Here is an 18,771-nt window from a genome sequence, read left to right on the forward strand (position 1 = left end):
AATAACCATTATCAATTACTCATCTACCCCATTCGGTTCTATTTATACCCGCATTGGTCTAAGCCACAGGGAGATAACCCGGTCATGACGGAGTCACCACATACGCAATCTGCCATCTCTATTCACCAGCTAGTGGTTGGAAAACCCGCGAACGACGGCACTATTCCTGCCCAGTGTGAGCTGCTGCGCTGCTCGCTGCAGGAAGGTATGGATATTTTGCTCTGGCGGGGCCACTTTGCTCAGCCTGAGACGTTGCAGCTGCACGACGACCTGGGCAGGATTAACTTCTCTTGCATTCTGGAAGGCACATCGCGCTTTGCGATCCAGGGACACAGCCGCCACACCGACTGGGAACTCGCGCGCGATCGTCATTACATTACCCATACGCCGGACTGCCGCGGCAGCGCCTCCTACTGCGGCCGGTTCGAGAGCATTACGCTCTCTTTCAGCCCTGAAGCCCTCGCGCTGTGGGTGCCGGATATTAGCTCGGTCATTAAAAATAAGATCGACTCCCACTGCTGTTGCCAGCAGCAACGTTGTAATGCCGAAACTCACCTAACGGCTCAGGCCCTGCGTCATGCGCTGATGCGGATGCACGGCGGCTTCACTCATGAACAAAAACCGTCGACGTTATGGCTACAGGGACAAAGTCTGGTGATGCTCAGCCTGGTGCTGGATGAACATCGCGAGGACGCCAGCTGTTCCTCCTGCCACTTCAATCCGATGGAACGCCAGAAACTGCTGCGGGCAAAGGATCTGCTGCTGGCCGATTTGACGCAGGCGCCGGGGGTCACCGAACTCGCCAGAGAGTCCGGTTTAAGCGTGCTTAAAATTAAGCGGGGATTTCGCGTTCTGTTCAACAACAGCGTCTATGGACTTTTTCAGGCCGAACGCATGCAGGAGGCAAGAAGACGGCTGGCTAATGGCAATACTTCCGTTATGACGGTGGCGGCGGATCTAGGCTATGCCAACGCCAGCCATTTCTCCGCCGCATTTCAGAAGCAGTTTGGCGTCACCCCGTCGACCTTCAAACGTGTGATCTAACCAGGACTCACCCCAGAACCCCCTCCGTTAACAAGGCCCGGATTCGCCATCCGGACCTTTTTTTTGCCGACCGTGAAACCGAAACGGGCATAAATAAACCCGATTCGGGTAGCGCTCAATTGTTAATAATAATTATTCTCATATACGCAATGCTTTTGGTATGACGTGCCATCAGGAGGAAGAATGATTTCTGGCGCACCCTCTCAGGATCCGCTGTTATCGGACAACGGCGAAGCGGCTGATTATCAACAATTACGCGAACTGTTAATACAGGAACTGAATTTAGCGCCGCAGCAGTTACAAGAAGAGAGCAATCTGATCCAGGCGGGCCTGGACTCCATAAGATTAATGAGATGGTTACACTGGTTTCGTAAAAAGGGCTACCGTCTCACCCTTCGCGAGCTGTATGCCGTCCCCACGTTGGCAGCATGGCGCCAGCTGATGCGCATCCGTTCGGGTGAAAAACCGGATAATGCAAGCTCCCCGGCTGACGCGGCGTGGCCAGTCATGAGCGAGCGTACCCCCTTCCCGCTGACGCCGGTACAGCATGCCTATCTGACGGGCCGAATGCCCGGACAGACGCTGGGCGGCGTCGGTTGCCATCTGTATCAGGAGTTTGTCGGCCATTATCTCACGGCGCCACAGCTGGAACAGGCCATCACGATCTTACTGCAACGCCACCCGATGCTGCATATAGCCTTTCGCGCTGACGGGCAGCAGGTCTGGCTACCGCAGCCACACTGGAACGGCGTCACCGTTCATGATTTACGCCAGACCGACGAGACAAACCGCCAGGCCTATCTGGAAACATTGCGCCAGCGCCTGAGCCACCGTCTTTTACGCGTGGAAATGGGTGAAACCTTCGATTTCCAGTTGACGCTCTTGCCGGACAATCGCCACCGCCTCCATGTCAATATCGACCTGCTGATTATGGACGCTTCCAGCTTTACGCTGTTCTTCGATGAACTTAACGCCCTGCTGGCCGGAGAGTCGCTACCGCCCGGCGACGCCCGCTATGATTTCCGCGCTTATTTGCTGCATCAGCAGAAGATCAATCAGCCGCTGCTCGACAAAGCGCGCGCCTACTGGCTGGCGAAAGCATCGACGCTGCCGCCCGCGCCGGTTTTACCGCTAGCCTGCGAACCCGCAACGCTGCGTGAAGTCCGTAATACCCGACGCCGCATGATTGTCCCGACAACACGCTGGAACGCCTTTAGCCAACGGGCCGGTGAGAATGGCGTGACGCCGACTATGGCGCTGGCGACCTGTTTTGCTGCCGTTCTGGCGCGCTGGGGCGGCCTGACCCGGCTGCTGCTCAATATCACGTTATTTGACCGCCAGCCGCTGCACCCGGCGGTTGACGCAATGCTTGCCGACTTCACCAATATTCTTCTGCTGGATACCGCCTGCGATGGCGATACCGTCAGCAACCTGGCGCGTAAAAACCAGCTCACGTTTACTGAGGACTGGGAGCATCGCCACTGGTCCGGCGTCGAGCTCCTTCGTGAACTCAAACGCCAGCAAAGCCATCCCCACGGCGCCCCGGTGGTATTTACCAGCAATCTTGGGCGCTCCCTGTACAGCAGCCGCGATGAGTCGCCGCTGGGCGAACCGGAATGGGGCATCTCGCAGACGCCGCAGGTCTGGATAGATCATCTGGCGTTCGAGCATCGGGGCGAGGTCTGGCTACAATGGGATAGCAATGACGCGTTGTTCCCTCCGGCGCTGGTCGAGACGTTGTTCAACGCCTACTGCCAGCTGATTAACCAACTCTGCGATGATGAAAGCGCCTGGAAGAAGCCGTTCGCGGACAGGATGCCCCAAAGCCAGCGGGAGATACGTCAACGGGTTAACGCAACCGACGCACCCGTTCCTCAAGGCTTGCTGCATGAAGGCATTTTCCGCATCGCCCTCCGGCAGCCGCAGGCGCTGGCGGTAACGGACGCGCATTATCAGTGGAATTATCGTGAGCTGACCGAGAATGCGCGCCGCTGCGCTGGCAGGTTAATCGCGTGCGGGGTTCAGCCCGGCGACAATGTCGCTATTACAATGTCGAAAGGCGCGGGACAGCTGGTTGCGGTCCTCGCCGTTCTGCTGTCCGGGGCGGTGTACGTTCCGGTTTCGCTCGACCAGCCCGCCGCGCGGCGCGGGAAAATCTACACCGACGCCAACGTCCGGCTGGTGCTCACCTGCCAGCACGACGCCAGCGCCAGGTCAGACGATATTCCCCACCTGACCTGGCAGCAGGCCATTGAGGCGGAGCCGCTAGCCGACCAGGCGGCGCGCGCGCCGACGCAGCCGGCCTACATTATCTATACCTCCGGGTCGACCGGCACGCCGAAAGGCGTGGTTATTTCTCACCGTGCAGCGCTGAATACCTGCTGCGATATCAATACTCGTTACCAGGTGGGTCCCGGAGACAGAGTGCTGGCCCTCTCCGCCCTGCATTTTGATTTATCGGTTTACGACATTTTTGGCGTTCTGAGCGCCGGCGGCGCGCTGGTTATCGTTATGGAAAATCAACGGCGCGATCCTTACGCATGGTGCGAATTGATCCAGCGTCATCAGGTTACGCTCTGGAACAGCGTCCCGGCGCTGTTCGATATGCTGCTGACCTGGTGTGAAGGTTTCGCCGACGCCGCGCCGGAGAAACTGCGGGCGGTCATGCTTTCCGGCGACTGGATCGGCCTCGATCTCCCTGCCCGCTATCACGCCTTCCGCCCTCAGGGACAGTTTATCGCCATGGGCGGCGCCACCGAGGCGTCTATCTGGTCTAACGCCTGTGAAATTAACCGGGTCCCTGACCACTGGCGCGCCATCCCTTATGGTTTTCCGCTGGCCAACCAACGTTACCGGGTGGTGGATGAACTGGGCCGGGACTGCCCGGACTGGGTTCCGGGCGAATTGTGGATTGGCGGTATCGGAGTCGCGGAAGGCTACTTTAACGATCCTGTACGCAGCGAGCAGCAGTTTGTGACGCAATCGAACGCGCGCTGGTATCGCACCGGCGATCTCGGGTGCTACTGGCCGGACGGTACGTTAGAGTTCCTCGGTCGTCGCGATAAGCAGGTCAAAGTCGGGGGATATCGCATCGAGTTGGGTGAAATCGAAAGTGCGCTCAGCCAGCTGGCGGGAGTGAAACAGTCAACCGTTGTGGCAATCGGCGAAAAAGAAAAGACCCTGGCGGCCTGGGTTGTGCCTCAGGGTTCGGCTTTCTGTGTTACCCATCATCGGGACCCGGCGCTGCCCCAGGAGTGGCGCGGGCTTGCCGGAACGCTGTCCTGCTGTGTCTGCCCCCCAGAAATCTCCGCCGGCCAGGTCGCTGATTTTCTTCAGCATCGCCTGTTAAAACTGAAACCGGGTCAAACTCCTGGCGCCGATCCGCTTCCCCTGATGAATGCTCTCGCTATCCAGCCTCGCTGGCGGGCCGTGGTGGAAAGCTGGTTAGCTTTTCTCGTGACCCAACAGCGGCTGCGGCCCGCCGCTGAGGGTTATCAGGTTTGTGCGGGGGAAGCGCCGGAGAATAACCCTCCTTCTTTCAGCGGGCATGACCTCACCTTAACGCAGATCCTTCGCGGCGCTCGCCACGAACTGTCATTACTGAACGATGCGCGGTGGTCGCCGGAAAGTCTGGCATTCGACCATCCGGCCAGCGCCCTGTATATCGAGGAACTGGCGAAAATCTGTCAACAGCTTTCCCGGCGTTTACAGCGCCCGGTACGCCTGCTAGAGGTGGGTGTCCGCACCGCCCGCGCCGCAGAGTGCCTGCTAACCCGGCTTAGCGCTGACGAGATTGAGTATGTCGGGCTCGAGCACAGCCAGGAGCTGCTGCTGAGCGCCCGACAGCGGCTTGCACCGTGGTCTGACGCCCGTCTCGCCCTCTGGAGTGCAGACACGCTGGCGGCGCATGCTCATTCGGCGGACATTATCTGGCTGAATAACGCCCTGCATCGTCTGCTGCCGGAAGAGCCCGGGCTCCTCGCGGCATTACAGCAGCTGGCCGTTCCAGGCGCGCTGCTCTACGTGTTGGAGTTTCGTCAGTTAACGCCCTCCGCCCTGCTCAGCACGCTTCTGTTAACCGATGATCAGCCCGAAGCCTTGCTTCACAATAGCGCTGACTGGGGGGCGATATTTACCGCCGCCGCTTTCAACTGCCAGCACGGCGATGAAGTCGAGGGATTGCAGCGCTTCCTCGTACAATGCCCCGTTAGCCAGGTACGCCGCGATCCTCGTCAGCTGCAGTCCGCTCTCGCCGAACGTCTGCCGGGGTGGATGGTACCGAAACGGATCGTCTTACTTGACGCCTTACCGCTGACGGCGAACGGCAAAATTGACTATCAGACGCTAAAGCGCTGTCATACCCCGGAAGCTGAAAACCGGACTGAAGCGGATTTACCCCTGGGCGATATTGAGAAGCAGGTTGCCGTCATCTGGCAGCCGCTCTTGTCGATGGGCGCCGTCAGCAGAGAAACCGACTTCTTCCAGCATGGCGGTGATAGCCTGCTAGCCACCAGGCTGATCGGACAGCTCCACCAGGCGGGTTATAAAGCACGATTAAGCGACCTGTTTAATCACCCCCGGCTGGCTGATTTTGCCGCCACGCTGCGTAAAACCGACCTCCCTGTTGAACAACCCTTTGTCCACTCCCCTGAAGAACGCTACCGGCCTTTCGCGCTGACTGACGTGCAGCAGGCTTACCTGGTCGGGCGTCAGCCGGGCTTTGCCCTTGGCGGCGTAGGCTCACACTTCTTTGTTGAATTTGAAATTGCCGATCTGGATATTCACCGGCTGGAGAAGGTCTGGAACCGGTTAATCGCCCGCCACGATATGCTGCGCGCCGTGGTGCGGGATGGACAACAGCGGGTTCTCGAACAGACTCCCCCGTGGGTGATACCCGCGCACATTCTGCACAGCCCCGAAGAGGCGCTACAGGTACGCGACAGACTGGCGCATCAGGTTCTCAACCCTGAAGTCTGGCCGGTATTCGATCTCCAGGTCGGGTTCGTCGACGGGATGCCCGCCCGCCTGTGGCTGTGTCTGGATAACCTGTTGCTTGACGGGTTGAGCATGCAGATCCTGTTGTCGGAACTGGAACACGGCTATCGCTATCCGCAGCAGCTGCCACCGCCGCTTCCCGTTACCTTCAGGGATTATCTGCAGCAACCCGCGCTGCAGACGCCCAATCCCGACTCTCTGGCATGGTGGCAAACGCAGCTAGATGATATTCCTCCGGCGCCTGCGTTACCGCTACGCTGCTTGCCTCAGGACGTTGAGACGCCGCGCTTCGCACGGCTCAATGGTGCAATGGACAGCGCGCGCTGGCGTCGCCTGAAACAGCGGGCGGCTGACGCTCATCTCACCCCGTCGGCCGTACTGTTATCCGTGTGGTCAACGGTTCTTGCTGCATGGAGCGCACAGCCCGATTTCACGCTTAACCTTACGCTTTTCGACAGACGACCGCTGCACCCGCAAATCAACCAGATCCTGGGCGACTTTACTTCGCTGATGCTGCTGAGCTGGCATCCCGGCGAGAGCTGGCTGCAAAGCGCGCGGTTATTGCAGCAGCGACTAAGCGAGAGCCTCAACCACCGCGATGTATCGGCAATACGCGTGATGCGGCAACTGGCGCGGCGGCAAAACGTACCGGCTGTCCCAATGCCCGTCGTCTTTACCAGCGCGCTGGGCTTTGAGCAGGATAACTTCCTTGCCCAGCGCAATCTGCTCAAACCGGTGTGGGGTATATCCCAGACGCCGCAGGTCTGGCTCGATCACCAGGTTTATGAATCTGAAGGGGAACTGCGCTTTAACTGGGATTTTGTCGCCGCCCTGTTTCCTGACGGGCAGGTGGAGCGCCAGTTTGCACAGTATTGCGCCTTGCTTAACCGAATGGCGGAGGATGACAGCAGCTGGCAGCTGTCGCTCGCCGACCTGGTTCCCCCGCTTAAGGTCACGGAGCAACGCGCCCACCGGCTGCGCCCTGAGCGCACTCAGCCGCGGGTCGCGGCGGACGAGAGCAGCGTCAGCCTGATTTGCGACGCCTTTCGTGAGGTGGTTGGCGAACCTGTCGCACCCGCAGAGAACTTTTTTGAGGCGGGCGCCACGTCGCTGAATCTGGTGCAGCTGCACGTTTTGTTACAACGTCACGAATTCGCTGCCCTGACGCTGCTTGACCTGTTCACTCACCCTTCTCCTGTCGCGCTGGCCAATTATCTGGCCGGCGTAGCCCTGGAGGAGCAAACCAAACGCGTGCGGCCGGTTCGCCGGCGTCAGCGGCGCCTTTGACGCGATACAAACTGACTTTTCCCGGACGCCATCGCCAACGCATGGCGCGCCACTGACTTTGTCAATTTTAGGAAACGGGACCGATTATGGATAACTTGCGCTTCTCTTCTGCGCCAACAGCAGATTCCATTGATGCATCGATCGCTCAACGCTACCCGGACTGCGAACCTGTCGCAGTCATCGGCTACGCCTGCCATTTTCCTGAAGCGCCGGATGGCGAAACCTTCTGGCGGAATCTGCTGGAAGGCCGCGAATGCAGCCGACGCTTTACGCGTGAAGCGCTTCTGGCCGCCGGGCTGGATACCGCCATTATTGACGATCCTTGTTACGTCAATATTGGAACGGTTTTAGACAACGCTGACTGCTTCGATGCCACCCTGTTTGGCTATTCGCGGCAGGAAGCGGAGTCGATAGATCCCCAGCAGCGCCTGTTTTTACAGGCGGTCTGGCATGCGCTGGAGCATGCAGGTTACGCCCCGGGCGCCGTCCCCCATAAGACCGGCGTTTTCGCCTCTTCGCGGATGAGCACCTATCCCGGCCGCGAAGCCCTGAACGTGACAGAGGTAGCACAGGTCAAGGGCCTGCAGTCTCTGATGGGCAATGACAAGGACTATATAGCCACCCGCGCGGCCTACAAACTCAATCTGCACGGCCCGGCGTTATCGGTACAGACCGCCTGCTCCAGTTCGCTGGTTGCGGTCCATCTGGCCTGCGAAAGCCTGCGCGCAGGCGAATCCGATATGGCGGTAGCCGGCGGCGTGGCGCTTTCCTTTCCCCAGCAGGCGGGTTATCGCTACCAGCCCGGGATGATTTTCTCTCCCGACGGCCACTGTCGCCCTTTTGACGCCTCGGCAGAGGGCACCTGGGCCGGCAACGGTCTCGGCTGCGTGGTGCTGCGTCGCCTGAAGGACGCGCTGCTGTCAGGCGATCCGATTATCGCGGTGATCCTCTCCAGCGCGGTCAACAACGACGGAAACAGAAAAGTGGGCTATACCGCGCCGTCGGTGGCAGGACAGCAAGCGGTCATCGAAGAAGCGTTAATGCTGGCGGCCATCGACGACAGGCAGATCGGCTACATTGAAACCCACGGTACCGGCACGCCGCTGGGAGACGCGATTGAAATAGAAGCCCTGCGCAACGTCTACGCTCCCCGCCCGCCGCAACAGCGCTGCGCGCTGGGTTCCGTGAAGAGCAACGTTGGTCACCTGGATACCGCGGCGGGCATTGCCGGACTGCTGAAAACCGTTCTGGCGGTCAGTCGCGGAAAAATTCCGCCAATGCTGAATTTTCATACGCCAAACCCGGCGCTTAAGCTCGAGGAAAGCCCCTTTACCGTGCCGGTGACGGCGCAGGAGTGGCAGGACGAAGTGCGCTACGCGGGCGTCTCCTCCTTCGGTATTGGCGGCACCAACTGCCATATGATCGTCGCTTCGCTGCCCGACGAACTCAATATAAGCTACCCCACCGCGGATGACGGCAGCAAGAGTTCCGCGCTGTTGCTCAGCGCCGCCAGCGACACCGCGTTGCGGCAGCTGGCCGCGGACTATGCCACGGCGCTGAGGGAGAACGCGGATGCCAACAATCTGGCCTTCACGGCATTACGCGCGCGCCGTCTCGATCTTCCCTTCCGCCTGGCGGCGCCATTAAATCATGACACCGCCGCCGCGCTCAGCGCTTGGGCTGGCGCGAAATCGGCTTCGCCGGTCTATAGCGGTCACGGTGCCAGCGGCAAACAGGTGTGGCTGTTTACCGGGCAGGGTTCGCACTGGCGCACTATGGGTCAGTCTCTGTACCAGCACTCAACGGCGTTTGCCGATACGCTGGAGCGCTGTTTTGCCGCCTGTCGCGACATGCTCACGCCTTCGCTACGGGAAGTGATGTTTAATCCCGATTCAGCGCAGCTTGACAATATGGCCTGGGCCCAGCCGGCGATTGTCGCGTTCGAAATCGCGATGGCGGCCCACTGGCGCGCCGAGGGATTGCAGCCGGACTACGCCATCGGTCACTCGGTTGGCGAATTTGCCGCTGCCGTTGTCTGCGGACACTATACCATTGAGCAGGTCATGCCGCTGGTATGTCGGCGCGGCGCGCTGATGCAGCTGTGCGCAAGCGGCGCGATGGTGGCGGTATTTGCGCAAGAAGAGGCATTGATGCCGTTGGCCCGTCAGTTCGAGCTGGATCTCGCCGCCAACAACGGCACCCGGCATACGGTCTTTTCCGGGCCGGAAGTCCGTATCGCGGAGTTTTGCGCCGCGCTTTCGCAACATGAGATCGACTATCGTCGCCTGAGCGTAACCGGCGCGGCGCACTCCGCTTTACTTGAACCAATACTCGATCGCTTCCAGGAGGCCTGCGCGGGTCTGCTCGCCGAGCCGGGGCAAACACCGCTGATTTCCACGCTTACTTCCGAAGTCATTGATGAGGCGACACTCAACCAGGCGGATTACTGGCGCCGCCATATGCGCCAGCCGGTACGTTTTATTCAGAGTATTCAGGCGGCGCGCAAGCTCGGCGCCCGCGTTTTTGTTGAAATGGGGCCCGACGCCCAGCTGATTGCCTCCGGACAGCGCGAATACCGCGATGACGCTTACTGGATAGCCAGCGCCCGGCGTAACCAGGAGGCGAGCGCGGTCCTGAATCAGGCGCTTCTCCAGCTATATGCGGCCGGCGTCACCTTACCGTGGGCTGCTCTTCTCGCAGGCGATGGGCAACGTATTTCCGCGCCATGCTATCCGTTTGCGGCCGAGCGTTACTGGAAAGAACCCGCCACCTCTGCCTGCGAGCCAGCCGATGCTGTGTTTGCCGCTGGACTCGAGGTGGCCAGCAGCGCCGCGACAGCGCTCGAACTTCCCCGTCTGGAGGCGCTTAAACAGTGCGCCACGCGGCTGCACGCCATCTATGTCGATCGGCTGGTACAACGCTGTACGGGCGATGCGATAGATAACGGCGTGGACGCCATCACCATTATGCGCCATGGACGACTGATGCCCCGCTACCAGCAGCTGCTTCAGCGCCTGCTAAATAACTGCGTTGTCGACGGCGATTACCGCTGCGCTGAGGGACGCTACTACCGCGCCCGCCCCATTGAACATCAGCAACGGGAAAACCTGCTGACGGAACTCGCCGATTATTGTGAGGGTTATCAGGCTATCCCCGATACCATCGCCCGTGCCGGCGATCGGTTATACGACATGATGAGCGGCGCGGAAGAGCCGGTGGCGATTATCTTCCCGCAAGGCGCTTCCGACGGCGTAGAGGTGCTATATCAGGAATTCAGCTTCGGCCGCTATTTCAACCAGATTGCCGCCGGGGTACTACGGGGTATCGTCCAGGCGCGTCAGCCCCATCAGCCGCTGCGCATTCTTGAAGTCGGCGGCGGAACCGGCGGCACCACCGCATGGCTGCTGCCGGAACTCAAAGACGTACCGGCGCTGGAGTACCACTTCACCGATATCTCCGCGCTGTTCACCCGCCGCGCGCAGCAGAAATTCGCCGACTATGACTTCGTGCATTACGACGAGCTGGATCTCGAACAAGAGGCGCAGTCTCAGGGCTTTGCGGCGCAGTCTTTCGATCTTATCGTCGCGGCTAACGTGATCCATGCCACGCGCCATATCGGTCGAACCCTCGATAATCTGCGTCCCTTGCTCAAGCCGGGCGGGCGCCTGCTGATGCGCGAAATCACCCAGCCAATGCGTCTGTTTGATTTCGTTTTCGGCCCGCTGGTCCTCCCGCTACAGGATATCGACGCCCGCGAAGGCGAGCTCTTCCTCACCCCCCATCAGTGGCAGCAGCAGTGCCGCCGCGCCGGATTCAGCAAAGTGGCGTGGCTACCGCAGGACGGCAGCCCAACCGCCGCGATGAGCGAACATATCATTCTCGCCACCCTGCCCGGCCAGGGGGTGTCCACGTCACCAGACCCCGCGCTGGAACAGACGTTGCCGGATAACCCTGATTATCTCGCCGACTGGTCCGATTGCGCAGGTCAGCCGGAACGGTTTATCGCCCGCTGGCAGGAGGCCTGGCGGCGACTCTCCGCGCGGCACGGCGACGATTCCCCCGTGAAACCGCCCCTCGTTACCGCCCCGCAATGGCTGGGAGAGGTGCGCTTAAGCTGGCGAAACGCAGCCTTTTCCCGCGGCGAGATGCGCTTGGAAGCCCGTCATCCAGACGGCAAGTGGCTGCCGCTGGCGCCCGACGCGCCTCTTCCTGCGCCGCAGACGCATTATCATTGGCGCTGGAGGCCCCTCAGCATCGACAGCAATAGCCGCCGGCTGGCATTCCGCTTCTGCGCCGGTACCCTTGCGCACGAAGAGGCGCTGGCGCAATACGGCATTCTTCACGATCCGCAGGCCCCTTCTGTCCTGATGATTGCCGATGATAGCGAGGAGACGCTGGCGTTAGCGATGCAGGTGAAAGAGGCGCTCAGCGTCAGCCCAGGCGGCTTGATTGTCGTCACCCGCCGCGCGTGGCGAATCGAGGAAAACGAGGCGCTATCAGCGGCCCATCACGCGCTGTGGGCGATGCTTCGCGTCGCGGCCAACGAACAGCCGGAACGGTTAATCGCCGCTATCGATATGGCTGAAAACGACTCGTGGGAAACGCTGCGTCAAGGATTAAACGCTGTTTCATTGTCACAGCGCTGGCTAGCCGCCCGGGATAACGGCTTCTGGCTCCCTTCGCTGGCGCCCAATGCGGGATGCGCCGCCGAATTACCGGCGAAGGTATTTGCCGGCGATAACCGCTGGCATCTGGTGACCGGGGCGTTTGGCGGACTGGGCCGTCTTGCCGTGAACTGGCTCAGAGAAAAAGGGGCGCGCCGCATCGCGCTACTGGCGCCGCGCGTGGATGCGTCATGGCCAGGCGACACAGCGGACGTGGAGATTCGCGTCTGCCGTTGTGATGTGGGTGATGCCGGAGAGCTGGCCCGTGTTCTTGATGAGCTGGCGACCAGCGGCGGCATTGCCGGCGCAATTCATACCGCTGGCGTATTGGCTGATGGGCCCTTACAGGAACTCGATGAACACCAGCTGGCCGCCGTTTTCGCGGTCAAAGCGCAGGCGGCAAGCCAGCTATTACAAACGCTGGGCAACCACGACGCCCGTTATCTGATTCTCTATTCGTCCGCCGCCGCCGCCCTCGGCGCGCCAGGCCAGAGCGCCCATGCGCTGGCCTGCGGTTATCTTGACGGACTCGCCCGGCAGTTCTCCTCCCTTGCTACGCCGAAAGTGCTCTCCATCGCCTGGGGCGCATGGGGAGAAAGTGGCCGGGCGGCTACGACGGAGATGCTGACGACCCTTGCCGATCGTGGCATGGGCGCGTTAAGCGATGCCGAGGGACGCTGGCACCTTGAACAAGCGGTGATGCGCGGCGCCCCCTGGCGACTGGCCATGCGCGTTTTCACCGACAAAATGCCCCCGCTGCAGCAGGCTCTGTTTAACGCCGCAGCGACAGAACAAGCCGCGACTCCCGCTGATAACCATGCTTTCCACGGTAGCATCGGCGATAAAGCGGCGGTGATGACATGGCTGAAAAATCGCATTGCGCTGCAGCTAAGACTGAACGATCCTGCCTCGCTGAACGCAGATCAGGATCTGTTACAGCTGGGAATGGACTCGCTGCTCTTTCTTGAACTCAGTAGCGATATTCAACATGACCTGGGCGTACGCATCAACGCGGAACGGGCGTGGCAGGATCTCTCGCCGCACGGGCTCACACAGCTTATCTGTTCTCAGGCAGAGATGGCGCCTGCCGTATCGCCGCCAGAAATGTTGCAGCACGATGCCGCTAAGCGTTACGCGCCCTTCCCGTTGACGCCGATTCAGCATGCCTACTGGTTGGGCAGAACCCATCTTATTGGCTATGGCGGCGTTGCCTGTCACGTGCTGTTTGAATGGGATAAACACCACGATGAGTTCGATCTCGCCATACTGGAGAAAGCATGGAACCAGCTCATTGCCCGCCACGATATGCTGCGGATGGTGGTAGATGCCGATGGACAACAGCGCGTTCTGGCGACAGCCCCGACATATCGTATCCCGCGCGACGATCTGCGCGCGCTTTCCCCGCAAGAGCAGTGTCAGGCGCTGGAAAAACGGCGCCATGAACTGAGCTATCGCGTTTTACCTGCCGACCAGTGGCCGCTCTTTGAGCTGGTGGTCAGCGAAATCGATGATTGCCGCTACCGCCTGCACATGAACCTCGATCTTCTGCAGTTCGATGTGCAGAGCTTTAAAGTCATGATGGACGATTTAGCCCAGGTCTGGCGCGGAGAAACGCTGCCACCGCTCGATATCACTTTCCGCGATTACGTGATGGCTGAACAGGCGCGCCGACAAACAACAGCATGGCACAATGCCTGGGATTACTGGCAGGAAAAAATACCGCAACTGCCTTCAGCGCCGGAACTGCCGGTGGTGGAGACACCGCCGGAAACCCCGCACTTCACCACGTTTACTTCGACGCTTGATAAGCAAGAGTGGCAGGCGGTGAAACAACGCTGGCAGCAGCAGGGCCTCACCCCCTCCGCCGCGCTGCTCACGCTGTTTGCGGCCACCCTTGAGCGTTGGAGTCGTACCACGGCATTTACGCTGAACCTGACGTTCTTTAATCGCCAGCCGATCCACCCGCAAATCAACCAGTTGATCGGGGATTTTACCTCCGTCACGCTGGTTGATTTTAACTTCTCCACGCCGCTAACGCTGCAGGAGCAGATGCAACGGACCCAGCAGCGCCTCTGGCAAAACATGGCGCACAGCGAAGTGAACGGCGTTGAGGCGATCCGCGAGCTGGGGCGCCAGCGTGGATCCCAGCGTCAACCGCTGATGCCGGTGGTGTTTACCAGCATGCTGGGGATGACGCTGGAAGGAATGGCTATCGACCGGGCAATGAGTCATCTGTTCGGCGAACCCTGCTATGTCTTTACGCAAACGCCGCAGGTCTGGCTGGATCATCAGGTGATGGAGAGCAATGGCGCGTTGACGTTTAGCTGGTACTGCATGGACAACGTACTGGAACCGGGCGCAGCTGAAGCGATGTTTAATGACTACTGCACCATCCTGCAGGCCGCCATTACCAACCCTGAAGGCCTGAAGACCATTGACAGCGGCATTGCCGAACACATTCCCCGCCGCCGCTGGCCGCTGAACGCGCAAACGGACTACGATCTGCGGGATATTGAGCAAGCGGCGCAGGAATACCCCGGCATCCAACAGGCCAGAGCGGAATTTAGCGAAAATGGCGCGTTAACCCTGGATATCGTTATGACCGAGGATCCGCCGTCCTCAGCGCCGTTATATGATGAGCACGATCTCGCCTCTCTGGCGCTGCCGTTGCCTGAACAGACGCAACTTGACGAGCTGGAAGCGACCTGGCGCTGGCTGGAGGCGCGCGCGCTGCAGGGGATCGCCGCCACGCTACATCGCCACCGTCTGTTCACCACCCCGGAGGTTGCCCACCCATTTGGCGAAATAGTACAGGCGCTGGGCGCGCAAGCGTCACACCGGCGCCTGCTACGCCAGTGGCTGCAGTGTCTGGCGGAAAGGGAATGGTTAGTGCGCGAGGGGGATAGCTGGCGCTGCCGCATTCCGCTCAGCGACATTCCCGAGCCTCACGAGGCGTGCCCGCAAGCCCACTGGAGCCAGGCGCTGGCGCAGTATCTGGGCGCCTGCATCGCCCGGCACGACGACCTCTTCTCCGGGCAGTGTTCGCCGCTGGAACTGCTGTTCAACGAGTCGTTGCGCGTAACCGACGCGCTGTATCGCGAAAACCCCGCCAGCGCTTGTCTGAATCGCTATACCGCGCAGATTGCCGCCCTTTGCGGCGCAGAACGGATCCTCGAGGTGGGCGCCGGAACCGCGGCCACCGCGGAACCGGTGCTGAAGGCCACGCGAAACACGCGGCTGTCATACCATTTCACGGATGTCTCCGCGCAGTTCCTCAACGACGCCCGAACCCGTTTCAACGATGAATCGCGGGTGTCTTACGCTTTATTCGATATCAACCAGCCGCTGGATTTTACCGCCCACCCCGAGACGGGTTACGACCTGATTATTGCCGTCAACGTGCTTCACGACGCCAGCCATGTCGTACAGTCGTTGCGCCGATTAAAGCGGTTGCTGAAAGCCGGCGGACGCTTGCTGATCGTTGAAGCGACGGAACGAAACAGCGTATTCCAGCTGGCGAGCGTCGGCTTTATCGAAGGGTTAAGCGGATACCGCGATTTCCGCCGCCGGGATGAAAAACCTATGCTCACCCGTTCGGCGTGGCAGGAAGTGCTTGTGCAGGCCGGTTTTGCCAACGAACTGGCCTGGCCGCCGCAGGAATCGTCGCCGCTGCGCCAGCATCTGCTGGTCGCACGTTCGCCTGGGGTGAATCGCCCGGATACAGCAGCCATGAGCCGCTATCTGCAGCAGCGTTTTGGCGCCACCCTGCCCGCGTTGCAGATCCGGCAGCGAGAAACGTTATTTACTCCGCTATCGGCCCCGCCTGACGCACAGATTGCGCCAGCCGAATCGACACCGAGCTCCGTAGGCGATCCGGCGCTGGAAAAACAGGTCGCTGAACTCTGGCAAACGCTGCTGTCTCGCCCCGTGGCCAGACATCACGACTTTTTCGCGCTGGGCGGCGACAGCCTGATGGCGACAAGGATGGTCGCGCAGTTGAACCGCAGAGGGATTGCCAGCGCCAGCCTTCAGGATCTGTTCACCCATTCAACGCTCAGCGACTTCTGCGCCCATCTGCAGGCCTGTTCGTCAGGAGAGGAGAATCCTGTGCCCATTTGCCAGGGAGGTGGCGACGAAACGTTGTTTGTTTTCCATGCTTCAGACGGCGGTATCAGCGCCTGGCTGCCGCTCGCCAGCGCACTGAATATGCCCGTTTTCGGCCTGCAGGCAAAATCGCCGCAGCGTTTTGCCACGCTTGATCGAATGATCGATGAGTATGTTGCGAGTATCCGCCGCCAGCAGCCGCACGGCCCTTATGCGCTGGCGGGTTGGTCGTATGGCGCTTTTCTTGCGGCGGGCGCCGCGCAGCGCCTGGATGCCAAAGGCGAGCAGGTACGGCTGGCGTTAATCGATCCCGTGTGTCGACAGGATTTTCGTTGCGCAAACCGGACGGCCCTGCTGCGGCTGTTAGCCGAAGGCGATACGCCGCTGGCGCTGCCGGAACATTTCGATCGGCTGACGCCCGACCGCCAGCTTGCCGTCTTCATCGACCTTGCCAGAACGGCGGGAATAATGGCGCAAAACCTGACGCTACAGGCGGCGGAAGCGTGGATCGACAACATCGCGCATCTGCTGCGCTTACTGACCGAGCATACGCCGGACGAAACCGTTCCGCTCCCCTGTCTCATCGTGCATGCCGCGATGAGACCCGCGCGCTGGACGCCAGCGGAAACCGAATGGCAAACCTGGATAGACCGCGCCGACAGCTATGCGATTAAAGCCAGCCATTGGCAAATCATGCTGGAGCCCCCCCACGTTCAGACCTGCGCGCAGCATATCAAGCGCTGGTTCGGCGCAACCTCAACGCAACCGGAGAACACGTTATGATGCCGTCCGCCGCCCCTAAGCAACGCGTACTGATTGTGGGCGCTAAATTTGGCGAAATGTACCTCAACGCCTTTATGCAGCCCCAGGAGGGGCTGGAACTGGTTGGTCTTCTGTCCCAGGGAAGCGCGCGATCGAGAGAGCTGGCCTATGCGTTTGGAATCCCCCTGTATACCTCGCCGGAACAGATCGCCGAGATGCCGGATATCGCCTGTATCGTCGTGCGCTCAACCGTCGCCGGCGGGAGCGGAACCCAGCTTGCCCGGCACTTTTTGACCCGCGGCGTGCACGTGATTCAGGAGCATCCCCTCCACCCGGATGACGTCCGTTCTTTACAAGCGCTGGCGCAGGAACGGGGCCGCTGCTATTGGGTCAACACGTTTTATCCGCACGCGCGTGCGGGTCGCGCCTGGCTCGGGGATGCGCAGCGGTTACGTCGCAGCCTGGATCAGGCGCCGTCGGTTGCTCACGCTACCACCAGCCGACAGTTGCTCTACTCCACGCTGGATTTGTTGTTGCTGGCGTTAGAGGTTGATGCCGCCAGCGTGGAGTGTGAAGTGGTCGGTAGCTTTCGCGACTTTCACTGTCTGAGACTTTTCTGGCCGGCGGGAGAAGCCTGTTTGCTGCTTCAGCGCTATCTCGATCCTGACGATCCTGATATGCACAGCCTGATTATGCACCGTTTGCTGCTGGGCTGGCCGGAAGGTCATCTTTCGCTGGAGGCAAGCTACGGCCCCGTGGTCTGGTCATCCAGCCTGTTTGTCGCAGAACATCAGGCGAATGGTCGTAGTCTCTACCGCAGGCCGGAGATCCTGCGCGACCCGCCGGGTCAGACGCGCAGCGCGGCTCCCCTGAGCTGGCGTGATTGCTGCGAAACCGCCGGACCGGAGGGGGTCGGCAGGTTGCTACAGCAGCTGCGCTGCCATCTGGCGGGCGGAAATCTGCCGGCGGCCTGCCACTCCGCTCATCAGCTCGCGTTATCACATTTATGGCAGCAGATTTTACGTAAGACCGGCCATGCGGAGATCCGACATCTGACGCCGCCGCGTCACGACCGGTTACCGGCTTTCTACCGCCACGATGAGGAGTCCCGGTGATGCAATCTGCGATGTGTATTCCGTTATGGCCCGCCCGCAACGCCAGTACGGCGCATCTGGTGATGTGCCCCTTCGCGGGCGGCAGCAGTAGCGCGTTTCGCCGCTGGCGAGACCACCCCATGGCGGAGATCGCGCTTTCCCTGGTGACCTGGCCGGGACGCGATCGCCTGCGCCATCTGGCGCCGCTCAGCAGCATTACGCAACTGGCGTCGCTGCTGGCGGACGAACTGGAAGAGAGCGTATTGCCTGACGCCCCGCTTTTACTTGCCGGGCACAGCATGGGCGCGCAGGTGGCGTTTGAAACCTGCCGGCTTCTGGAACAACGGGGTCTTCCCCCACAAGGGCTGATTATTTCCGGATGCCATGCCCCTCATCTGCATTCCCGGCGCAGGCTCAGCGACCGCGAGGATGCCGACTTTATCGCTGAACTGATTGATATCGGCGGATGTTCGCCTGAACTACAGGAAAACAAGGAGCTACTGTCGCTATTTCTTCCTCTTCTTCGCGCTGATTTTTACGCTACTGAGCACTATCACTACGACTCGCTCGACGATTTCACGCCGCTGCGCACGCCTGCGCTGCTGGTATGCGGCAGCCGCGATCGTGAAGCCTCCTGGCCGGAGATGGAGGCCTGGCGTCCGTGGCTGAACCACATCGCAGGCGAGGTGGTGATTGACGGCGACCATTTTTATCTGCTGCAACAATCCAGGGCCTTTTTTAAGCAGATTATTCACCATTTTCCCCACGTATTTTCTGCGACGACCGCTTTGCAAAATCGGTCCTGCACTTCAGAAAGGTGA

General features: G+C 60.4%; 5 protein-coding genes. All 5 read left to right on the top strand.

What is annotated here, in order from left to right:
• Positions 1 to 84: 84 nt before the first annotated feature.
• Positions 85 to 1,044 carry a yersiniabactin transcriptional regulator YbtA gene (ybtA, locus tag KCG39_RS05145; RefSeq protein ID WP_004120333.1) on the top strand — a complete coding sequence of 320 codons (960 nt, stop codon included), beginning with the start codon at positions 85 to 87 and terminating at the stop codon, positions 1,042 to 1,044.
• A gap of 183 nt (positions 1,045 to 1,227) precedes the next feature.
• Entirely contained in the window at positions 1,228 to 7,326 is a 6,099-nt protein-coding gene (locus KCG39_RS05150; RefSeq protein WP_211811562.1) for a non-ribosomal peptide synthetase, read from the top strand.
• Positions 7,327 to 7,412: 86 nt separating this feature from the next.
• Positions 7,413 to 16,877 (top strand): yersiniabactin polyketide synthase HMWP1, encoded by a 9,465-nt coding sequence (irp1, locus tag KCG39_RS05155; RefSeq protein WP_142468273.1) that lies wholly within the window; start codon positions 7,413 to 7,415, stop codon positions 16,875 to 16,877.
• Positions 16,874 to 17,971 (top strand): Gfo/Idh/MocA family oxidoreductase, encoded by a 1,098-nt coding sequence (locus KCG39_RS05160; protein ID WP_049114803.1) that lies wholly within the window; start codon positions 16,874 to 16,876, stop codon positions 17,969 to 17,971. The genes irp1 and KCG39_RS05160 overlap by 4 nt, the downstream gene beginning before the upstream one ends.
• On the top strand, positions 17,968 to 18,771 hold the full coding sequence (locus tag KCG39_RS05165) for a thioesterase II family protein (protein ID WP_049114802.1): 804 nt from the start codon (positions 17,968 to 17,970) through the stop codon (positions 18,769 to 18,771). The genes KCG39_RS05160 and KCG39_RS05165 overlap by 4 nt, the downstream gene beginning before the upstream one ends.

This window comes from Klebsiella pasteurii (assembly GCF_018139045.1).
GTDB classification, from domain to species: domain Bacteria; phylum Pseudomonadota; class Gammaproteobacteria; order Enterobacterales; family Enterobacteriaceae; genus Klebsiella; species Klebsiella grimontii.

Excerpts from the sequence above, each read along its gene's own strand:
- ybtA (WP_004120333.1), top strand. The coding sequence starts at position 85 with ATGACGGAGTCACCACATACGCAATCTGCCATCTCTATTCACCAGCTA.
- KCG39_RS05150 (WP_211811562.1), top strand. The coding sequence starts at position 1,228 with ATGATTTCTGGCGCACCCTCTCAGGATCCGCTGTTATCGGACAACGGC.
- irp1 (WP_142468273.1), top strand. The coding sequence starts at position 7,413 with ATGGATAACTTGCGCTTCTCTTCTGCGCCAACAGCAGATTCCATTGAT.
- KCG39_RS05160 (WP_049114803.1), top strand. The coding sequence starts at position 16,874 with ATGATGCCGTCCGCCGCCCCTAAGCAACGCGTACTGATTGTGGGCGCT.